18 protein-coding genes are annotated in these 18,175 nt (G+C 59.7%); 17 read left to right on the forward strand and 1 reads right to left on the reverse strand.

Annotation, left to right across the window (positions count from 1 at the left end):
* Nucleotides 1-571, forward strand: a 571-nt coding sequence (locus HALA3H3_RS24925; protein WP_199105203.1) for a transposase, incomplete at its 5' end; no start/stop codon positions are given.
* Nucleotides 572-1,170: 599 nt separating this feature from the next.
* On the opposite strand, the gene HALA3H3_RS27000 is transcribed toward HALA3H3_RS24925, so the two are convergent.
* Complete coding sequence (locus HALA3H3_RS27000) at nt 1,171-2,043, reverse strand: DUF6685 family protein (RefSeq protein WP_022524132.1); 873 nt, start codon at nt 2,041-2,043, stop codon at nt 1,171-1,173.
* Between the two features lie 91 nt (nt 2,044-2,134).
* On the opposite strand from HALA3H3_RS27000, the gene HALA3H3_RS24935 reads away from it, so the two are divergent.
* The 16 genes from HALA3H3_RS24935 (at nt 2,135) to HALA3H3_RS25015 (ending at nt 18,164) form a co-directional block, all read left to right on the forward strand.
* On the forward strand, nt 2,135-2,647 hold the full coding sequence (locus HALA3H3_RS24935) for a DUF192 domain-containing protein (protein WP_022524133.1): 513 nt from the start codon (nt 2,135-2,137) through the stop codon (nt 2,645-2,647).
* Nucleotides 2,648-2,715: 68 nt separating this feature from the next.
* Nucleotides 2,716-3,609, forward strand: coding sequence for a TRM11 family methyltransferase (locus HALA3H3_RS24940; RefSeq protein ID WP_022524134.1), 894 nt, complete (start codon nt 2,716-2,718; stop codon nt 3,607-3,609).
* 145 nt (nt 3,610-3,754) lie between these two features.
* Entirely contained in the window at nt 3,755-4,033 is a 279-nt protein-coding gene (locus tag HALA3H3_RS24945) for a hypothetical protein (protein ID WP_022524135.1), read from the forward strand.
* A 17-nt stretch (nt 4,034-4,050) separates the two neighbouring features.
* Entirely contained in the window at nt 4,051-4,716 is a 666-nt protein-coding gene (locus HALA3H3_RS24950) for an SOS response-associated peptidase (protein WP_022524137.1), read from the forward strand.
* A 482-nt stretch (nt 4,717-5,198) separates the two neighbouring features.
* Nucleotides 5,199-5,516 carry a hypothetical protein gene (locus tag HALA3H3_RS24955; RefSeq protein ID WP_139298714.1) on the forward strand — a complete coding sequence of 106 codons (318 nt, stop codon included), beginning with the start codon at nt 5,199-5,201 and terminating at the stop codon, nt 5,514-5,516.
* On the forward strand, nt 5,513-5,926 hold the full coding sequence (locus HALA3H3_RS24960) for a hypothetical protein (RefSeq protein ID WP_022524139.1): 414 nt from the start codon (nt 5,513-5,515) through the stop codon (nt 5,924-5,926). The genes HALA3H3_RS24955 and HALA3H3_RS24960 overlap by 4 nt, the downstream gene beginning before the upstream one ends.
* 135 nt (nt 5,927-6,061) lie before the next feature.
* The gene (locus HALA3H3_RS24965; protein ID WP_139296707.1) at nt 6,062-6,421 is read left to right on the forward strand and encodes a hypothetical protein; all 360 of its coding nucleotides are present in this window, start codon (nt 6,062-6,064) and stop codon (nt 6,419-6,421) included.
* A 134-nt stretch (nt 6,422-6,555) separates the two neighbouring features.
* On the forward strand, nt 6,556-6,927 hold the full coding sequence (locus tag HALA3H3_RS24970) for a hypothetical protein (protein WP_022524141.1): 372 nt from the start codon (nt 6,556-6,558) through the stop codon (nt 6,925-6,927).
* Nucleotides 6,928-6,981: 54 nt separating this feature from the next.
* The gene (locus HALA3H3_RS24975; protein ID WP_022524142.1) at nt 6,982-7,638 is read left to right on the forward strand and encodes a hypothetical protein; all 657 of its coding nucleotides are present in this window, start codon (nt 6,982-6,984) and stop codon (nt 7,636-7,638) included.
* A 104-nt stretch (nt 7,639-7,742) separates the two neighbouring features.
* The gene (locus HALA3H3_RS24980; protein WP_022524143.1) at nt 7,743-9,110 is read left to right on the forward strand and encodes a DNA cytosine methyltransferase; all 1,368 of its coding nucleotides are present in this window, start codon (nt 7,743-7,745) and stop codon (nt 9,108-9,110) included.
* Nucleotides 9,111-9,299: 189 nt separating this feature from the next.
* A complete protein-coding gene (locus HALA3H3_RS24985; RefSeq protein WP_022524145.1) occupies nt 9,300-10,394 on the forward strand; it encodes a DUF7146 domain-containing protein in 1,095 nt (364 codons plus the stop codon).
* 492 nt (nt 10,395-10,886) lie between these two features.
* The gene (locus HALA3H3_RS24995; RefSeq protein WP_022524147.1) at nt 10,887-11,540 is read left to right on the forward strand and encodes an ERF family protein; all 654 of its coding nucleotides are present in this window, start codon (nt 10,887-10,889) and stop codon (nt 11,538-11,540) included.
* A 54-nt stretch (nt 11,541-11,594) separates the two neighbouring features.
* A complete protein-coding gene (locus tag HALA3H3_RS26850; RefSeq protein WP_158414254.1) occupies nt 11,595-12,068 on the forward strand; it encodes a metal-dependent hydrolase in 474 nt (157 codons plus the stop codon).
* Complete coding sequence (gene traF / locus HALA3H3_RS25005; RefSeq protein ID WP_022524149.1) at nt 12,065-13,087, forward strand: conjugal transfer protein TraF; 1,023 nt, start codon at nt 12,065-12,067, stop codon at nt 13,085-13,087. The genes HALA3H3_RS26850 and traF overlap by 4 nt, the downstream gene beginning before the upstream one ends.
* Nucleotides 13,087-14,649: a conjugal transfer protein TraH gene (locus tag HALA3H3_RS25010; protein WP_022524150.1), complete on the forward strand. Its 1,563-nt coding sequence runs from the start codon at nt 13,087-13,089 to the stop codon at nt 14,647-14,649. Before traF ends, HALA3H3_RS25010 begins: the two co-directional genes overlap by 1 nt.
* Nucleotides 14,649-18,164, forward strand: a complete 3,516-nt coding sequence (locus tag HALA3H3_RS25015; protein ID WP_022524152.1) for a conjugal transfer protein TraG N-terminal domain-containing protein — start codon at nt 14,649-14,651, stop codon at nt 18,162-18,164. The genes HALA3H3_RS25010 and HALA3H3_RS25015 overlap by 1 nt, the downstream gene beginning before the upstream one ends.
* The last annotated feature ends 11 nt before the right edge of the window (nt 18,165-18,175 follow it).

The raw sequence follows: 18,175 nt of genomic DNA on the forward strand, positions 1-18,175 counted from the left end.
GGAAGAGCTGCGTCCTGGCAAGCGCCAGGCGCTGTGGCCGCAGACCGTCTCGATCCACGACGACAACAAGACCGAATACGTCGTCCAACGCGTGATGCGCCTGGTAGAGCGCACCGCCGATCGCGATGGCCAGTTGCTGCTCGAACCGGACTATGAGTTGGAAGGCTGGTGGACCAGCCTGGACGAGGCGCCGGAGGCGGTGATCAAGCGCTACCAGGCGCATGCCACCCATGAGCAGTTTCACAGCGAGATCAAGACCGATCTCGACCTGGAGCGCTTGCCGTCCGGCAAGTTCGCCACCAACGATCTGATCCTGCATCTCGCCCAGTTGGCCTACAACATCCTGCGCCTGATGGGACAGCTGGGCATGACCGGCGAGCTGAGCCCGGTTCGCCACCCGGCCAAGCGGCGCCGGCTGCGCACCGTGCTACAAGAGTTGGTGCACCGTGCGGCTCTCGTGATTCACAAGGCACGGCAGATCATCCTCGACTTCGGGCAGGATATCGGGCGCATGACGGTGCTCAAGACGCTGCGGAGCCGACTGCGTTATCCACGAGGAACGCCATGCTGACCGTCAATCGGCGACACTCTATCCACAAGCAGTTCCAAGCGACACGCGATCGCCAGATATGTCGTGCCTGGCGGGTGGAAAGGCATGACAAAACGGGCCGTCAGCACCGATCAGCACGGTGGGTTTTGGCAATAACGGGCTTGCGAAAGCCAACTTGCACGGGGCGAATGATCAAAAAGTGCTCGCTGGCGGTGATAGGGAAAGTGTCGGCGCCGGCTTCACGGATTCAGGATTCCGTTTGGAACACCTTGAGGCACGGAGTTTGTCTCAGCGTCTGGACACCCTTCTTTAAGTCTATAGGTTAGGAAAAGAATGCACGATTAATGACATCAGCTCCTCAGCGCGTCAAACGCGCCTCTTTACGGTGTCTCTCGGTTGATTATTCCTGGATGTACACTAGATCCAGCCCAAGATTTCCAATTCAGTGCTGAGTCAACATAAGTTCCAGTATACGATCGTATGAAGACTGCAATATGCCAGTCTTGCGTATCAATTCCACTGGTTCCGGTTTTTCTGACATCCTCCATTATGGAGGTGGACGGCCTGTATAGGCGTGAGCATTCAGCTTCTCAGGGCACTGTTAGGCACGTGCCTCGCCCCTATGGGTTTGCCTGGCTTTTCAGTAGAGCGCTGACATCGAACCAGTCGTGCTCGCGCAGCACCGCCGCGGCGCCAGCGGCTTTCCGGTTATCCCGGGGCAGCAGCAGCAGGCGATATGTCCCGTCCCAAGGCGGCGGTGCTGGGCACGTTGCGTGCGGAACCCCTGCCGCGGCCATGCGGTGCGTGAAGGCCTCGAGCATTGCCTGGTCCTCGGGCTCGCAGAACATGTCGTAGGCGTTGAGGATGTCCTGGGCGGCCTCGTGATTGATGCTGTACCTGGCCAGGGGGGCATTGATGCAGAACCTCGGGGCGTAGAAGCCAGCGAGATAACGGGCAGCGGCAAAATGGTGGGCACCGCCCTGGTTGAGCAGGTGATAGCCGCGGTCGTGCCAGCTGAAGCTCTCCAGTGTCTCTCCCGCGCCAGGGGCTGCATTGAACCTCAGCTCGTGCCAGCCGAGCAGTTTCTCTATCCAGGCAGGGTCACTGTTGATGAGACCGCAGCATTCGCTGAGCGCGTAGGCGTCGAGGGTGGCCGAGGTGGTGAGACCGCCCTTACCGGATTCCAGGCTGGTGATCTCTCGTATCGAGCAGCTGAAGGCGTCGTGATATACCGTCGTGATGAGGCGGGAGGCTGGCGCGAGCGTAGCGCGGCGGCAGAGCATCCCTCGAGGACCGGGCTCCCAGTGTGCAATATCCCCACCGAAGCAGGGCGGCCAGTCTTGCCACCGGATGATCCCTTGGCCGCTGGCGCTTTCGGCCGGGAACGCTACTTGGCGGGCTTGTTCGTGAAACGCTTGAGCGTATTTCCAGGCTGCGGTGTCGACCCATCGGGCTTTGTGCAGCCAGCGGCCGAATGGCAGGGTCGCCGGCATGTACTGCTCTCTCCTGACTGTCCTGGGTAGCGTCAGCCACGGACCTATCCATGGGGCAACCCGATATGAATCATTGGAGCCCCAGGTAACCATGCCTCAGACCCACTCGACGTTGACGCGCCGCAGCTCGCCATCGATGACCACTGGTATCGGCATCACCGCCCTATTCTTGACTGGGATCGCGATGATGGCCCTGGTGGTAGAGCGCCAGGCCATGCAGGAGGTCGTAGGCCAGATGGCAACCCAGGATGGGCGCCATGAGCTGGCGCTTGAGGTAGCTCGCACCTCGCGCCAGCGGCGCCAGGGACTGATGGAGCGCCCCTCGCTTCCCGCCAACACTGGGATGCTCTTCACCTACGACGAACAGCAGCCGGCGCAGAGTCGCTTCTGGATGTTCAAGACCCGCTTCCCCATCGACATCGCCTTTCTCGACCAGCGCGGGAGGGTTCTGTCGATGGAGACGATGCCGCCTTGCACCCGCCAGCGCGAGGATTGCCCTCGGTATCCGGCTGGCGTGCCTTTCTGGATGGCCCTGGAGCTGAATGCTGGCGCCTTCGACGCCATGGGGGTGGAGGTCGGCGACCGGCTGGAGGTCGACCTCTAGCCCGTCAGGCCTGCCCCTACCTCCTCTCGAGACCTGCCATCCGGCAGGAATGAGAGAGGAGATGGATCATGAGCACGTCTGTGATTTCGCACCCGACCCGCGGCAAGTGGGGCAAGTCGAGCTGGCGCGGCAACTGTTCGGGGCATGTCTACAAGGACATTTTCGAGCAGCTTCGCCCGGAGACCTTCTGCGACCCCATGGTGGGCAGTGGCACCTCAGTGGAGGTGGCCTCAGAGATGGGGATCGAGGCCTTTGGCCTGGATCTTCACTCGGGGTTCAACATCCTGCGGCACTCCATCCTGGATGCTACCGGGAAGCCGGTGGATCTCTGCCTGTCGCACCCGCCCTATCACGACATGATCGTGTACAGCGGGAACGTCTATCCCGGCGAGCACCCGGATGACCTGTCGCGCTGCGCTGATCCTGAGGAGTTCATGGACAAGCTCCAGCAGGCTCTGCTGAACCAGCGCGAGGCCGTGAACCATGGTGGCTTCTACGGGACGATCATTGGCGACCTGAGGCGGAATGGCCATTACTGGTCCTTTCAGGCTGATGCGATCGCCAGGATGCCTGCGGATGAGCTGAGGGCCGTGCTGATCAAGGCACAGCACAACGTCCAGAGCGCGTCACGGCAGTATGCGGGCATGCGGCTGCCCAGGGTGGCTCACGAGTACATCCTGTTGTGGCAGCGTCCTGATCGCAGCGTGGCCCTGTTGTCGACGCTCTCCAGCATGGCTCACAGCCAGCAGCGTCGTCTGCGGGGGTCATGGAAGGCCGTGGTACGCCAGGCGCTGGTGTCGCTGGGAGGTGAAGCTCCGCTGTCGCGCCTGTACGAGGCGGTAGCGGAGAATGCGCCGGACAAGCTGGCGGGTCGTCAGCATTGGCGCGAGAAGGTTCGCCAGACGCTCTACGTCAATGACTGGTTTGCGCCGGTCGAGCGAGGTGTGTGGCGAGTCGCTTGATTGCACTTCAGCCCCCATGGCATTGCCTGGGGGCTTTTCTCTGGGCGGGTTAAGCATCATCCCCGCCCCTGACGCCTGCTGGCGCAGCACACGGCGTAGGGGCTGGTATCCTGAAAACCACGAACCGCCCACGAGGAGCCCGCTGATGGCAGTCGAGAAGAGCAATACCGTACCGCTGACGATCACCCTGCCGGCCGCTGTCCATGCCGAGCTGGAGTACCTGACGAAGCTCCAGAAGCAGCATGGCGCCGCGATTCCATGGGGAACGGTTGAAGAGATGATGCAGGAGGTGGCGGTTGCCATCGCGGATGGCTCACGTCGACCTGGCGCTTGGGAGCGCCAGCTTTTGGACATGATAGGCCTGACACCGGAATGTGAAGAAGCCAGATACTATCGCGAGCAGTACGGTGAGCCGGCCGAATGATCGAGTGAACAGCAGCCATGTGTGGACGTTTCGCCCTCTATGATGACCCTCGCCAGGTGGCCGAGAGCTTCGGCTACCCCTTGGCGTCCGGTGCAACATTCCCACCGGCCCGGTACAACATCCCCCCGGGCGGCCCCATCGTGGCGATCGCTGCCACGGAGGGCGACCCTGAAGTGACCACCCTCCAGTGGTCCTTCAAGCCCAGGTGGGCGCCAGAGGATGCGCCGCGCACGCATGTAGCCAGGGCCGAGAGCCTGGCCTCGAGCCGGTTCTGGAAAGGCGCTTTCGCTCGCCACCGCTGCCTGGTGCCTGTGAACGGCTGGTTCGAGTGGCGGCACGAGGGAGAGCGCAAGCTCCCCTTCTACTTCCACGGGGCCTCGAGTGGCTTGTTGCTTCTGGCGGGCGTCTTCACCAAGCGAGCTGATGGCGAGCTGGGGTGCGCGATCGTGACTCAGCCGGCTCAGGGCGTGGCGAAGCAGATTCATAGCCGCATGCCGGTCGTCGTAGCCGCTGGCGCTGATGCCTGGCTCGACCCCGAGGTGCAGGATCGCGACACGCTGAAACAGCAGCTCAAGCCTCTCCACCCTTCGCAGCTGGCGACCTATGCAGTCAGTCAGGCGATCAATGATGCAACGGCCGATGGCCAGCACCTCCTGGCGCCGGCTGAGGGATGCGCGGGGTAGGAGTGGCTGACCGTCGCACTGCCCTGCCAGGAACGTCTCACCTCACGAATTTCCAACTGGTGCCTTCCCAGCTGTCACCTGCCGCCCTATCTTATGGGCGAGGCCGTTCGTAGAACGGTATGAGAGCGAGAAAATTGCTTTCGTAGACCTCATCGGTTTGGTTTTCAGGCTGCTTGGACAAGGCCCGCTGGCTTATTCGGCTATCACGCGAGGGCGCTTACGTCAGCTGTCCTGAAACCTCCATGAGGAATCCCTGTGGTCACGTTGCCCAGGGTAAGCTGTCACGCACAGCAAATCAGCAGCCCAAGCCATTTGAGCTGATCTGATTCCTTGCAGTACCCTTCAAGCCCCTTCTAGTTCGCTAGTTGGGGCTTTCTCACCTCTGGTCGCTGTGTCACCTACCGCCCTACCTCCCATCAAGCCAGCTGAAGAGTCGGCTGGCGGATGATGAGGGAGGCCCCATGCAGCGACCCGGCCCCGTGATGGAGCCAACCAGAGAACAGTTGGTACGCCATTACCTGGACAACCCTCTCTCGCGGTCACTCGTCATCGGCGAGGCCAGCGAATGCTTGTCCTGGCATCGCTCTCACCCCATGTACCCAAGTCGCGACAGCCTGGCGCGGTACTATGCCGCCGCCCAGGCCGTCCTGGTCGAGACCCAGGGCGCCTTCAACCGACTTGAGACACAACAGGCTCGGCGTGATCTGCATGCCGAGTATGCGAAGCGTCTGAGCTACGCCGGCCATATCAAGCAGCTGGCGCTCGACGCAATGAACACACGAACGGAGGTAGCGTCATGATTACCAGCATCGAATACACCAGCCGTCGCGACATCGAACGCCGCCAAGCCACCACGGACACGGTTGTTCTGTCCATCCATGGCATCGATGAGCGTTCACCTCGCTTGGCCAGGGGATGGGGGGACGTACTCTCGATGCAGTTCGATGATGTCGTGCCGGGGGAAGGCTTTGGCTGCGAGGAACCGATGACCCCGGATGATGCGCGTCGGATCTCGGCCTGGATCGGCCATTGGGCGCAGGCCCGGCAGCCGGTGAAGCTGTTGATCCACTGCAACGCAGGCGTCAGCCGTTCCGCCGCGGTCGCGCTCTGGGCGAGCCATGCACTTCGTCGCCCTGCCCAAGGCGTGGAAGGTGACGGGCGAGATGCCAATCCGCACGTTCGCTCCCTGCTGGCCCAGGTAGCGGCATAACCCCCTCCTGCCTCCCGTTCGTCTACGGTGGCCACCGGCCTGCATGGTGGCCACCGATTCCCGGCGCCAGCACTGTCATTGATCTCCCTACCTCCTCTCGAGACCTGCATCCCGCAGGAATGAGAGAGGAGATGGATGATGAAGCTGGAGCGGTTCTATACCTACGCAATGATCGGTGATTCTGTTGTTGGCTTCGCTGGGGCCTACACGGTGATGGTCACCTTGAAGCACGATTACGAGGCGTCCCCTGAGGACCACATGCGTTGTGCCGAGGCCACCGAGCATTATGGGTTTGTCGCCTTGCTGGAAGCCGAGGTGAGCGTGGCCATCAACGAGCACTCGATCCGCATCCCGGATGCTCGGACCAAGCAGCACGCGATCGGTGTCAATGTCGGGGTGACGAGTAACCACCTTGATGCCCAGGCGGCCGTGCTGGCGCACCGAGCCCTGGAGAAGGCAAGAAGCATGGTCGGCCCAACGACTCGTGCCGCTTGACGCCAGAAAGACCTTCAGAGCCCCCCATGGCGACATGTGGGGGCTTTTTCACGCTGGTGCCATGGCTGGTGTCACACCCTCCCCTATCTCCTTTCGAGACCTGCATCCCGCAGGAATGAGAGAGGAGAACGATCATGGAACTCACGAAATTCGACAACTTTGCTATCTGCTCCGACACCGTTCAGGGCACCCAGGGGGACTTCACTGTGACGGTGCTCCTGGATCGCGACCCGGACGTAACCCCGGACCACTTCGACTGCCACAGCGAGACCGATAAACAGCGCTGGCGGGATGATGAATGGTTCTACGGTTTGCTCAGGGCAAAGGTGTCTGTCGACGTGGCCGGTCAATCCGTTCTGCTGGATGACTGCGCTGCGGTCCTTGGCGGCGTCGAGGTCAACATCGGCGACGATAACAGCCATCTGGATGAGCATGCTGAAGAGCTGGCGCGTGAAGCCTATGAGCGCGGTGTCTCTTTGGTCAATGCCATCAAGTCGGCTGCCTGACCCTGTTTCTCAGACCCCACTCGCTGGGGTCTTTTCCTTTCCTGGAGTGACGTGATGACCGTTGGCTTGCCGACCTTGCCTCTGATGCTACTCGGTCAACGCGCCCCCACCCTGTTAGATGCCCTCCTGTTTGAAGCCTGGTATCGGTTTGAACATGCCGTGATCACGAAGGCACTCCACCACAAGCAGGCATTAGGCCTCCCGTCCCACAGAGAGCGCAGGCTGCTCCAGAACCTCGAGGCAATGCCCAAGCTCGGCTACGTCGCCGAAATCCGCCTGAGGGGCCGGAGAGAGCGCCCTGTATGCCCATGGCTGCCTACCATGGCGACCTGTCTTGTGCCTCACCATGTCAGCATAGAGGTGGTCGCCTCGCTGGCGCGGGCTATTCAACACCCCATGGAGCCGCTAATCGACGCCTGGGAGGCCAGTGGAGCCACCCATGACCTCCTCGAGGGGGCCACGCTCTTCGACAATTACGGTCGAGCCGTCTCCCGACTGGGTTACGCGCCGCGCAGCCAGGCGCTGGTTCCTGTCGACTACGCGATCCCCCCTTTCCCGGCCTACCTTTGCCGGCAGCGTGCTGAGGCTTACCGGGAGCGCGCTGAAACTGCCCTGGCTGAGTCTCCCGGTATGGCCGCCAGCCTTCAGGAAGCCGCCGATAAGCTCCTCGAGGAGGCGTCCATCCAGGAATATCAAGGCAGCTGTTGCTGAGGCCTCCTGGCACCTCAGGCTTTCCCCTCCCCGTCCCTCGGTCACTCTGCGCCCTACCTCTTCTCGAGACCTGCATATCGCAGGAATGAGAGAGGAGATGGATCATGAGCAAGAGCACTGTGATTTACACCAAGATTGGTGAGCATCGTGGCAAGCAGCGTCTGTGGCTGGAAGGCAACCGGCTGGCGCGTACCGGGATCTCTCCTGGTCAGCGTTTCAACCTCGTCGCCGGTCGAAAAAGCCTGACCCTCCAGTTTGCGGCAGATGGCGCCTACAAGGTGTCTCGCCGGAAGCGTGGGGAGAACGAGCTGCCGGTGATCGACATCACCGCTGCCGAGCTGGCTGAGGCGCTGGGCAAGGTCGAGAGGGTTCGTGTCGTTGTGCGGGGCAACCGCATCGACATCACGATCCATCATCACGACCTCGCTGAGTCGGAGCGCATGGAGCGGCTGCTCAAGACCCTCAGCAACGGGGAGCCCTTGGAAATTGGTTCGATCGCGCATGGCGGTGGCGTGCTTGATCTGGCCATACACACGGGGCTGGCAGATGCCGGGGTGCCCTCTCGATTGGCCTTTGCCAATGAGCTGGAGGGTGCCTACCTGGATGCTTCACTGGCCAACAATCCCGTTTGGGATGAGGACAGTATCGCTATCCAGGGGCCAATGCAGGATGTGGAGTGGCATAAGCTACCCCCCGTCCATCTACTTTTGGCCGGTTTGCCCTGCACTGGGGCCAGTTTGTCGGGGCGTGCCAAGAATGGCCTGGCGCATGCGGAAGCGCACGAGACGGCTGGGAGCCTTTTCGTTGCCTTTCTGAATGCCATCCAGACCCTTCGGCCGGCAGCCGTCCTGCTCGAGAACGTCCCGCCCTACCAGAACACTGTCAGCATGATGGTGATTCGCAATGTGCTGTCGGGGCTTGGCTACGAGGTGCAGGAGACGGTCCTCGATGGGCATGCCCTCGGTGCGTTGGAGCGGCGTGACAGGCTGTGCATGCTCGCGGTCAGCAAAGGGATTGAGGTTGACCTCGGGAAGCTGGAGCCGGTGCGTCAGCGTGAAGCCTCGCTTCAGGAAGTGCTTGAACCTCATGAAGCGGTCGCGTCACGGTACAAGGCCTACTCGTACCTGGCGGACAAGGAGGCGCGTGACCTGGCCTCAGGGAAAGGCTTTCGTCGGCAGCTGCTCGATGGAAGCGAGGATGGCCTCGGGACGATTGGGCGCGGCTACGCGAAGGCCCGATCTACTGAACCGTTCATCCGGCACCCGGATGACCCCAGCTTGTCCCGTCTCCTGACCAAGGCGGAACATGCCCGGGTTAAGACGATCCCGGAAGAGCTGGTTCATGGCCTGTCGGAAACCGTCAGCCATGAGCTGTTGGGCCAGTCAGTCGTGTTCACGGCATTCCGTGCCGTAGGCCGTCTGGTCGGCAACTGCTTGGCGAGCTTGAAACGCTCAGATGCCATAGCAGCTTGATCTACCCTTCAAGCCCCAGGCACATCCGTGCTTGGGGCTTTTTTCAGTTTCGCATGCGAAATCGAGCTGGCGCCTTGATCCCGCCACCCGCGAACGTGGCAGTCGCTCCCCTATCTCTCCATAACCGTCACACCTCGCCCTACCTCCTTGTGAGATCCGGGCAACCGGGAATGAGAGAGGAGACTGATCATGAGCAAGAGCAACAAGTACGAGATCGCTGATGTGAAGCGTACCGCCCAAGGGCGCTGGGGGGAGGTCTTCCAAGCCCTCTGTCCAGAGCTGGATGCAGCTCTCGAGCACCCTGGCACGCATATCGATTGCCCCGTCCATGGTGGGAAAGAGGACTTCCGGCTCGATCGCGACTTTCAGCTGCGTGGCACAGCGATCTGCACTTGCGGTAACTGGGATGGCTTCAGCCTGCTCAAGGAGCTGAAGGGCTGGAACCTCCCGGAGATCCTGGAGCAGGTGATGGGAGCGCTCGGCGAGAAGTCGGTTGAGCCGCTGGCGCCTGCTGTGTCGCGGCCCGTGCCGCCTAAGCCCAAGCCCAAGCAGGACATCCGCCCCACGCTGCGTAAGCGCTGGACGGAAGCTCTGCCGCTGGACAAGGGGGAAGGCAGGTTTCTCCTGGGGAGCTACCTGCAATTCCGCGGCTTGCCCGTGAAGTCGATGCTTGGCGTGATGGAAAGCGAGGCGCGGCTTCACCCGAACCTCGCCTACATCGAGAAAGGCAAGGTGGTGGGGCACTATCCGGCCTTGCTGACGCTCGTGAGGGATGCCGATGGCCAGCCTGTGACCATGCACCGGACGTATCTCCACCGTTCGCAGAATGGTGTGGTGGAGAAGGCGCCCGTGGCGAAGGCCAAGAAGCTGTTTCCGGTCGTCAATGGCGGCGAGGTCGGTGGTGGTGCTATCCGGCTTGGCACTGCGGTCGGCGGTGTTCTCGGCATCGCCGAGGGCATTGAGACCGCCCTGGCTGTTCGGGCAGCGACAGGCATGCCGGTATGGCCCGTGTTGTCCGCGTCTCTGATGGGGGCTTTTGAGCCACCAGAAGGGGTCAAGGAGGTCGTGATCTGGGCTGATCGTGACCTGCCGGACAGGAAGGGTCGAAAGGCTGGGCAGGATGCGGCAAAAGCGCTTCAGGCTCGCCTGTGGGAGAAGGGGATTCAGGCGTCTATCCGAATCCCGGATGCACCCAGCTCCGGTCCTGACAAAAGCCTGGACTGGGCTGACGTGTACACCAGTGGCAACCTGGCGAGGTTTCCTCGCGTAGGTCAGGCCGCTTAACCTTCAAGCCCTCCTAACATCCTGTTGGGAGGGCTTTTTAATGTTCAGCCATAGGGACGGGATGCTTGTTAGCTGAATCAAGTGTTTCGTGGGGATGGAGCGTCGTTCAGTTAAATCATCGTTAACCTCCGCTCCCTGTTTGTTGCTTTCGGGACACTCTTCAGGGTGGCAAGCAATCCACCTGGAGGAGCGTCAGTGTTCAAGGCCATCAGCACGGGGTCGGCTGTCGCTTCCTTTGCCTTATTTCCATGATCAGCTTTTTTATTCTTGTCGATTATGTGCGCTGCGACTCGTGGTGAATGGGGCCTAGCGTATTCGTCTAGTTCCCATGCGCGGTACATCAGTTCTCCATGCGATACGTTTCAGTTTCTGCGTCCATTCTTCGTTTTCTTTTGATATTCAGATAGTTGCGTCACCTCCTTGGCTATCTGTCAGTGCCCCCCCTACCTCTCGTGAGACCCCGCTACCTGGGGGATGAGAGGAGAGCACGTTATGAACCGTAGCGACTCAATCGCCAGCATTGGCAGAGCGTTGGCTTCAGTCCAGGCAGAGCTGGGTGGGGTTGTCGCTTCGGATTCCAGCAATCCGATGTACGACAGCTGCTACGCCAGCCTCACTGCCATCATCGGCAGCGTCCGCAATGTCTTGAATCGGCACGAAATAGCGTTGGTTCAAGCGCCTGTTCCAGGCAATGTGGGGGCCGTGGTGATGGAAACCATGCTGATTCATGGTCCGAGTGGGGAGTTTATTGGCTCCTACTGCGAGATGCCAGTGGACACCCATGATAGCCATGGCGTGGCGTCTGCTCAGACGTATGCACGACGGTATGGGCTGCTGGCGCTTCTGGGCCTGGCTCAAGGGCCTGATGACGATGGTAATGCTGCCAGAAATGCTGCTGTGAACACCTCGGCAATGCTCCCCGGGAGCGATGCTGAAGCTGATTCTAAGCAGTCAAGAAACGGCCGTAGACTTGCCTCCCCTGAGGTGATTCTGGCCGAGATCGACAATGCAGATGCTGAGCGGCTGGCCGCAGCTGAATGCTGGGTCACTACCGCACAGCTGGATGCTCACCTGTCGGCACGGTTGAAAGGGGCGATCGCACAGCGGCGCCGCTTCCTCCAGCGACAGCAACACCAACCAGCATGACGATTCATAGCCCCCTTTCCTTCGTGGAATCGGGGCTTTCTCGCGTGCATTGAATTGACCCTAGGAGGCCCTGTGACCGGCAACGCGCACCGGCTTTTTGGTTTGGCGTTTGGCGTGACCGCAGGAGCGGCGATCAAGCCCCTGTATGGAGGGGGGGCGGCGCTTGCGGTGGCGGCGCTGGCGCTGCCCGGATCAACCGCACCGGACTGGATGGAGATTCGGCTCGGGCCGACCACGCTGATCCCACATAGAACCGTGACGCATTGGCTCCTCCCTTGGGCAGGGGGAGCGGTGGCCGCGTGGTTGTGGCTTGCAGAAACCCCTCTCCTGGCCGCGGCTCTCCTGGGGTTCGTCATCGGCGGTCTCTCGCATATCGCGGGGGATGCAGGAACCCCATCCGGGGTGCCCGTTTGGCACCCCGCTAAGCGTCACTCCTTGAATCTATGGGATGGCGGCACTTCGGAATTCTGGCCCGTGCTTGCCGCATGGGTACTTGCGGCAATTTCACTTCGGAGCTTCGTGCTATGAAACACCTACTGGCTGGCCATGTGCTGGCCCCCTTGTTCTTGGCGCTGCTGGCGCTGTCACCGGCCACGGAGGCGCAATCCGAGGCCGGCTCGAATCGTGCCTGCCTGGATTCCAACAACCCCAAGGAGTGCGGCTGGTTCTGGGGCCACCTGGATGACGATGAAGAAGAGAAGGAGGAAGAGCAGGAAAAACCTCCAGAGGTTATCGCTGAGCCTCGTGAGGAGACGAGCGAGGAGGACCGTGACTGTACCGACCCTGACGAGTGGGAGCCGTCATGCGGCTTCGTGGACCCTCAGGGGAGCTTCGACTTCCAGGCCAAGCAGCGTGACATGCTGCTGAATCAAGCCGTGATGAGCCCCAACAACCCAGAGACCGTGGAGCGGTTTCAGCGGTATATGCGCTGGGCGGTCGACCAGGCCATCACGATGTCTCGCATGTGGGAGTGGAACCAGATTCAGAACCAGGATCTGAACCCGCTGGTTCATAGCCCGGTGTCGTCCTTTGGACTGCGAGCGGCGTCTCGCGCTCAGGACGGCAAGCGGAACGCCGTCATGGAAGAGATTAACGACCAAGGCGGGTTCTTGGTCTGGTTTACCCGTTCAACCTGCCAGTTCTGCCATGACATGCAGCCGGTGATGAAGCAGCTCGGCCGGCGAACGGGACTCACCATCTATAACGCCCCCCTCGACAACGTGTGCATGTCGGACTTCACCGAGACCTGCGATACCACAGGGCGATCAGTCGAGGCAGCTGGCCACCTGGCCATCGAGGCAGTCCCGGATCTATGGCTTCACCTCCCCCAGGATGACCTGTGGTTCCGCGTGTCCAGTGGCGTTGAGGCAGCCCAGCGCATCACATCACGCATTGAGGTTTTCTTTGGCGCCATTCAGCGAGCAGCAGAGAAAGGCCTGAACGCCGTTAGTGACGGTGCTGGTCCGGCTGTCGATTTCAGCGTCCCCGACATGCTTGAACGGTCGTCCGGTGGTCTGGGCGCCGGCATTCCCCAAGGAGTTGAGTGATGATTCACCGCAAGAAGATAGCAACCATGGTGGCGACCTCCGTACTCACGGGAATGTCGCTCACCGCTACGATCGGACAGGCCGAGGCGAGCGCCCTGAATGATGCGTTCGATAGGCTTTCAAGTGCTGGCGGTGGTTTCAGCAGCAGCACGAGTGCCACAGCATTTGAAACTCGCACGAGACATGGATACTCCGCGGGCGGCATGACAATGCGCTTCTCGCAGAACCGTTACTCGCTGGTGAACCTCGATCCGCCGAGGCTCGAGGTCGGTTGTAACGGTATTGACGCCCATTTTGGCGGCTTCTCGTACATTGATAGCGAGCAGATCCAGCAAATGCTGGAACAGATCGCCCAAGGGGTTGTCGCCCTCTCCTTCCAGCTCGCTCTCAAGCAGCTCTGCCCTATATGCGGCGATGTCTTGGAGTTTGCTCAACGCATGGCTCAGGCCGCCGCAAAGCTGTCCCAGGATAGCTGTGAGGCGGCTCAGGCCATCGTAGATGGTTTCCCCGACTACACCGATGAACTGAGCAACCTCTGGTGTAGCTCGGTCGGCATGTTTGAAGGGGTAGAGAGCGACTGGCTGGCTGCCCAGCAGGACACCTGTGACACAAGTGGAGATGCGGGCGGCGAAATTTATGATCACCTGGAGGCCAATGAAGGCGACAAAGCCCTTGCGATGGACATTAACGGCAACCGTACTTGGTTGGGCCTTCAGGAGGCCGGTATCGCACCGGGCAAGGACGGCACAAACAACATGGGAGCAGAAAATAAAATATTTGCCGAGCTGTTGATGAGCTGGATTGGCACCGAAGTAAGAAACAAGAATAAAGATGGTGAAACTAATACGTATGCGCCAACCATAGAGACTGGTAGCGCAATGCTTGATGTTTTCCTCTGTGGCAGCGAGCGGGCATCGCCCTCGCAAATTCAATATGCAGAATTCATAAACGATTTCTGCGAGGACAAGGTATGGCAAGAGGGTAGCTCAGGCCAAAAGATGGAGATATATACTTGCCGTAATAGTGACCTTAGGAATTGCTGGTCACCTCAAAGGACGAAAGTGGAAGACATGTCCCTTGGGCAGGGGTTCCTCACTACGGTTGTGACAGAACTGGAGGGCGCGGTTGAGAATGTGGCCTCAGGCACTCCACTGTCCTCATCTCAAAAGGCGATCATTGCCGCAGCTCCGTTTCCCTTGTATCAGGCTGTCAATGTGGCTGCGACTTATCCCGAAATTGCTTACGACCTCGTTGTAGGCAATTCAATGATCTTGAGTTACATGATCTCTATTGAGTATATCCGCCATGCTGTTCAAGCCACAGCTAAGACCACGACTGTTTCTCAGCTGCCAGCGGACGTTCTCAAGGAGTTTAGGGATGCACAAAATGAGCTTGTTGCCCTTACCTCTGAAAAGGCACAGCAAATCAACCTGATGGCCGAGACTCAGGAAAATATCATGGCACAAGTCGATCGCATCAATCGGTCGACGCTCCGCAACCTTCATGCCATGGGGCTCTCAGGCATGAACTTCGCCCGCGACATGGCACGGGAGGTGAACTGATGAGGTGGCTAGGAATAGGCCTTGCGGTTATCGCTTTGGCCCTACCGGGGTTGGCGATCGCCGAAACCATGACCCCGGGCGGTGGTGCCGATACCTGGACCTTCTATGGTTACGGTAATGGCTATGCCCTCGCTCAGATCCTCGAGGCGATCAAGCGAATGACGGACCCGGCATCTAACCCTGGGTTTCGTAACCTGACGCTTGTGCTGGCCATGGCAGGTTTCTTGGCGATGTGCTTCACCGGCATTCTTGCTGGCACATTGCAGAAGATTGCCATGTACTTCGCGGGCATGTTGCTGACGGTATACATGCTTTTCAGCTTGAAAGTTGACATTTTCGTTGAGGATATGGTGTGGGATGGAACTGGCGCACCGCAGTTTACTCAGCGCATCGAGGGCGTCCCCGCTGCGATAGGCCTGCCTGCTGTGGTCATTTCAGAAATTGGGATGTGGGCGACAAGCAGCATTGAATCTAACTTCACAACGCCGAACTTCGCGAGCCTTCGTCTCTCTGAAGGTGCCCCTGTCGGCATGGCCGCCAGCATGCTGAATGACATGAAGAACATTCGGCTTACCGACCCCTATCTGCGGTCTAGCATTCAGAGCTTTTTGAACGACTGTGCCCTTCCCAATATCTTCAATGGGAGCATTTCGCCGGTCACCCTCATCACGTCCCAGAATGCGTGGAGTATCCTTGGCTCTAACTTGAACCCTGCGGTTTACACAGTGGTTTATGACTCTACAGACCCGAATGGTGGCATGGAGGCCTGTGACACGGCTTACACCAAGATCGATAACCGCTTGCAGACCGCAGCACCTTCACTGCTGAACGGTATGGGGGAATCATCCCCCTTCTGGCTTCAACAGGCCGCGGGCTCTACCGCTCTCTCTCAGGCTGCCCTGGAAGACTCTTTCCGCTGGGCTTCCGGTGGTAGCGTCGTCCAAGACGCGACCGGGCTGGCCACCCAGGCGGCGATCGCAGAAATGTACTCGGGCACTTACGAGTACGCGGCGATGGCGACTGGATCTAGCGAGCTTATCTCTGCCCTCAATATTGAGCAGGCTAGAAGGGCTCAGCAATCTGGCTGGTACAGCACCGCGATCTTGTTCCGTGACATGGCGGGCTATTTCTTTGCCATCTTGCAGGCATTTGTCATTGGCCTGGCTCCAATCGTGTTTGCTGCCATCTTGGTGCCAGGCCTCGGTCGAAAGATGGGCACCTCGTATGCCCAGGTCATGACGTGGCTCATTATGTGGTGGCCGGGCCTCGCGATCGTCAACTACATCATGATGCTGTATTTCCAAGGGCAAACAACCGGCTATCTGGCCGATGGGCTCACCATGGCCAACATGGGGGCTGTCAGCGAAATGTCCGACAAGATGGTGATGGCCTCGGGCTTCATGTCGACCCTCGTACCAGCCATCATGTGGGGCTTGGTATCCGGTAGCGGCTATGCCTTCACGTCTGTCCTGGACAGGGCTTCTGGATCTCAGCACGCGGCAGCAGCTGCTGGCAGCATCTCTTCCGGCGCAGCTACTGCCGGTCAGGTGAGCATGAACAACGCGAGCATGAACGCCCACCAGACTTCACACCGCTATAGCTCTGGCAATGAGGTTTCCGCTCACCATGTTGGTGTTGGTGCTTCGCAGGTGACCAATATGAGCGGTCAGGACATGAATGTGGGTCTCCGGGCTGCTGACTTCAGGGAAAGTATGTCGGCCTCCCAGGGCTATACAGAGGCGACCCAGAGGACTCAGGAGGCCAAAGAAGCATTCACTCAGCAAACCCAGAGCATGATGACCGATACCTTTCGGGGGGCTACGCAGTACGCTGAAGATCAGGGTTATGTTCGAGATGGCAATATCGACTGGTCTCGAATGAGCCAGGACACTCAGGGTCAGCGCTATATGGAAGAGCTTGCAGCAACACGCTCACTGATGGAGAACGCAGGTGTTTCCGAAAGGGAGATGGCTGAGATAACTCAACGCTCTTCCACCACGGCTGCTGCGGAAGTCGGTGCTCGCGTTCAAGGCGGTTTGAGCCTAAATAGCGGCGTATCGGCCTATGGACAAGGATCAGTGCGTGGTGAGACAGGAAGAAGCTCCTCTGACTCAGAGCAGGCAACTAGGGAAGAAGGTAACAGTATCTCTCAATCCGACAGCGGAAGACTCACTTTCGCCGAGGATGGTGCGTTGTCTGTAACTGGATCTGACGGTGAACGATACTCCGTTAAATACAATGAAGGTGAAGCCCGTCAAGTTCTTGAAAGTCGTGCTGGTGAGGATCGTGCCTCGATGCTTTATGCTGCATCCACCGACTACCAGGAGGCTGTCCAGGCTCAACAGAAGGCCCATGAGGAGTGGACAGCCAGCAGGTCGGGCTCTCTGCCAACGCCGGCTAATCCGCAGGTTGTGTCCGACATGCAGACTGACATGAGCAATCTGCGAGGTCGTGTCGGCCAGACGATGGAAGAAGATCAGGCAGACATTGACGGCCAAAGAGGCGATGTAGTTGGGGCAGTTGGCGCTAACACTTCTGATGTAGGCGCACGAGCAGGGGATGCCGCAGCGACGACCGCCCCTGTCCGTGATCGCGGGGTCAGTGATCTTTCTGTCGATACCGGAGCACAGCTCGACAACATACAGGGAGCTGCACAAGCACCAGTTGAAAGGCCGAATGATTACCATGTGGTCGATAATGGGGATGCCATATCCGTAGTGGACAGGCGTGATATTGCTGCTGCGGATCAGGCCAACGCTGATGCTCTGATTACTGGAGGTCAAAGGAGTAATATCCAAGTCGGAGATGATACGTTTGTTCCCACCTTCTACACACAGGACGAGAGCGGCCAAGCTCAAGCTGTCTACGCTGTTGAGCGTGAAGGAGGCCATTCTTACTACCAGTACGGCGGCGACGGGACTTTTGAGCCGGTCGACGTAGCGGTTCCTCCTACTCAGGATCAGATTGATCAGCAAGCGCAGACTGGTCCGACTGTTCAATCCACCGAGGCCAACCTAACTAGGTGGCAGCTCCGTGATGATCAGCCTGCTTCTGAATCACAGGCAGGTAATGACCAGCCTGAAGGCTCAGCAGTAGACCAGGCACCCTCTGACACCCCAGGAATTGCTCCTGGGCCTCAGAATGGCCAGCAAGCTGCTGGTTCAGGCCAGGAGCCGGCCGCAGCGACTCAGGGTGGCCAGGTGCCCCAGGCGCCCTCCTACGGGGCTGAAACCGGCCAGGAGCCGGCCGCAGCGACTCAGGGTGGCCAAGTGCCCCAGGCGCCCTCCTACGGGGCTGATCCGGGCTTGACCCCTGACCAGGTGAGCAATGCCGGCGAGCCTTGGGACGCAACAGAGCAATCCCAGCCAGCGCAAGCACCGAGTAATGGATGGACGAGTGATAGTGGTAGCGGCTCAAGTTCTAACGGGGAACCTCCAGCTTCTTCCCAGCCGCGGGAACAGGCCCCTGGCCAAGACGATGAAGTTGACCCAAGAGAAAATATGGACTCAAGGTAATGAAAAGCCCC

Origin of the sequence: Halomonas sp. A3H3, from assembly GCF_000982975.1 — a bacterium.
In the GTDB taxonomy this organism is placed as follows: domain Bacteria; phylum Pseudomonadota; class Gammaproteobacteria; order Pseudomonadales; family Halomonadaceae; genus Vreelandella; species Vreelandella titanicae.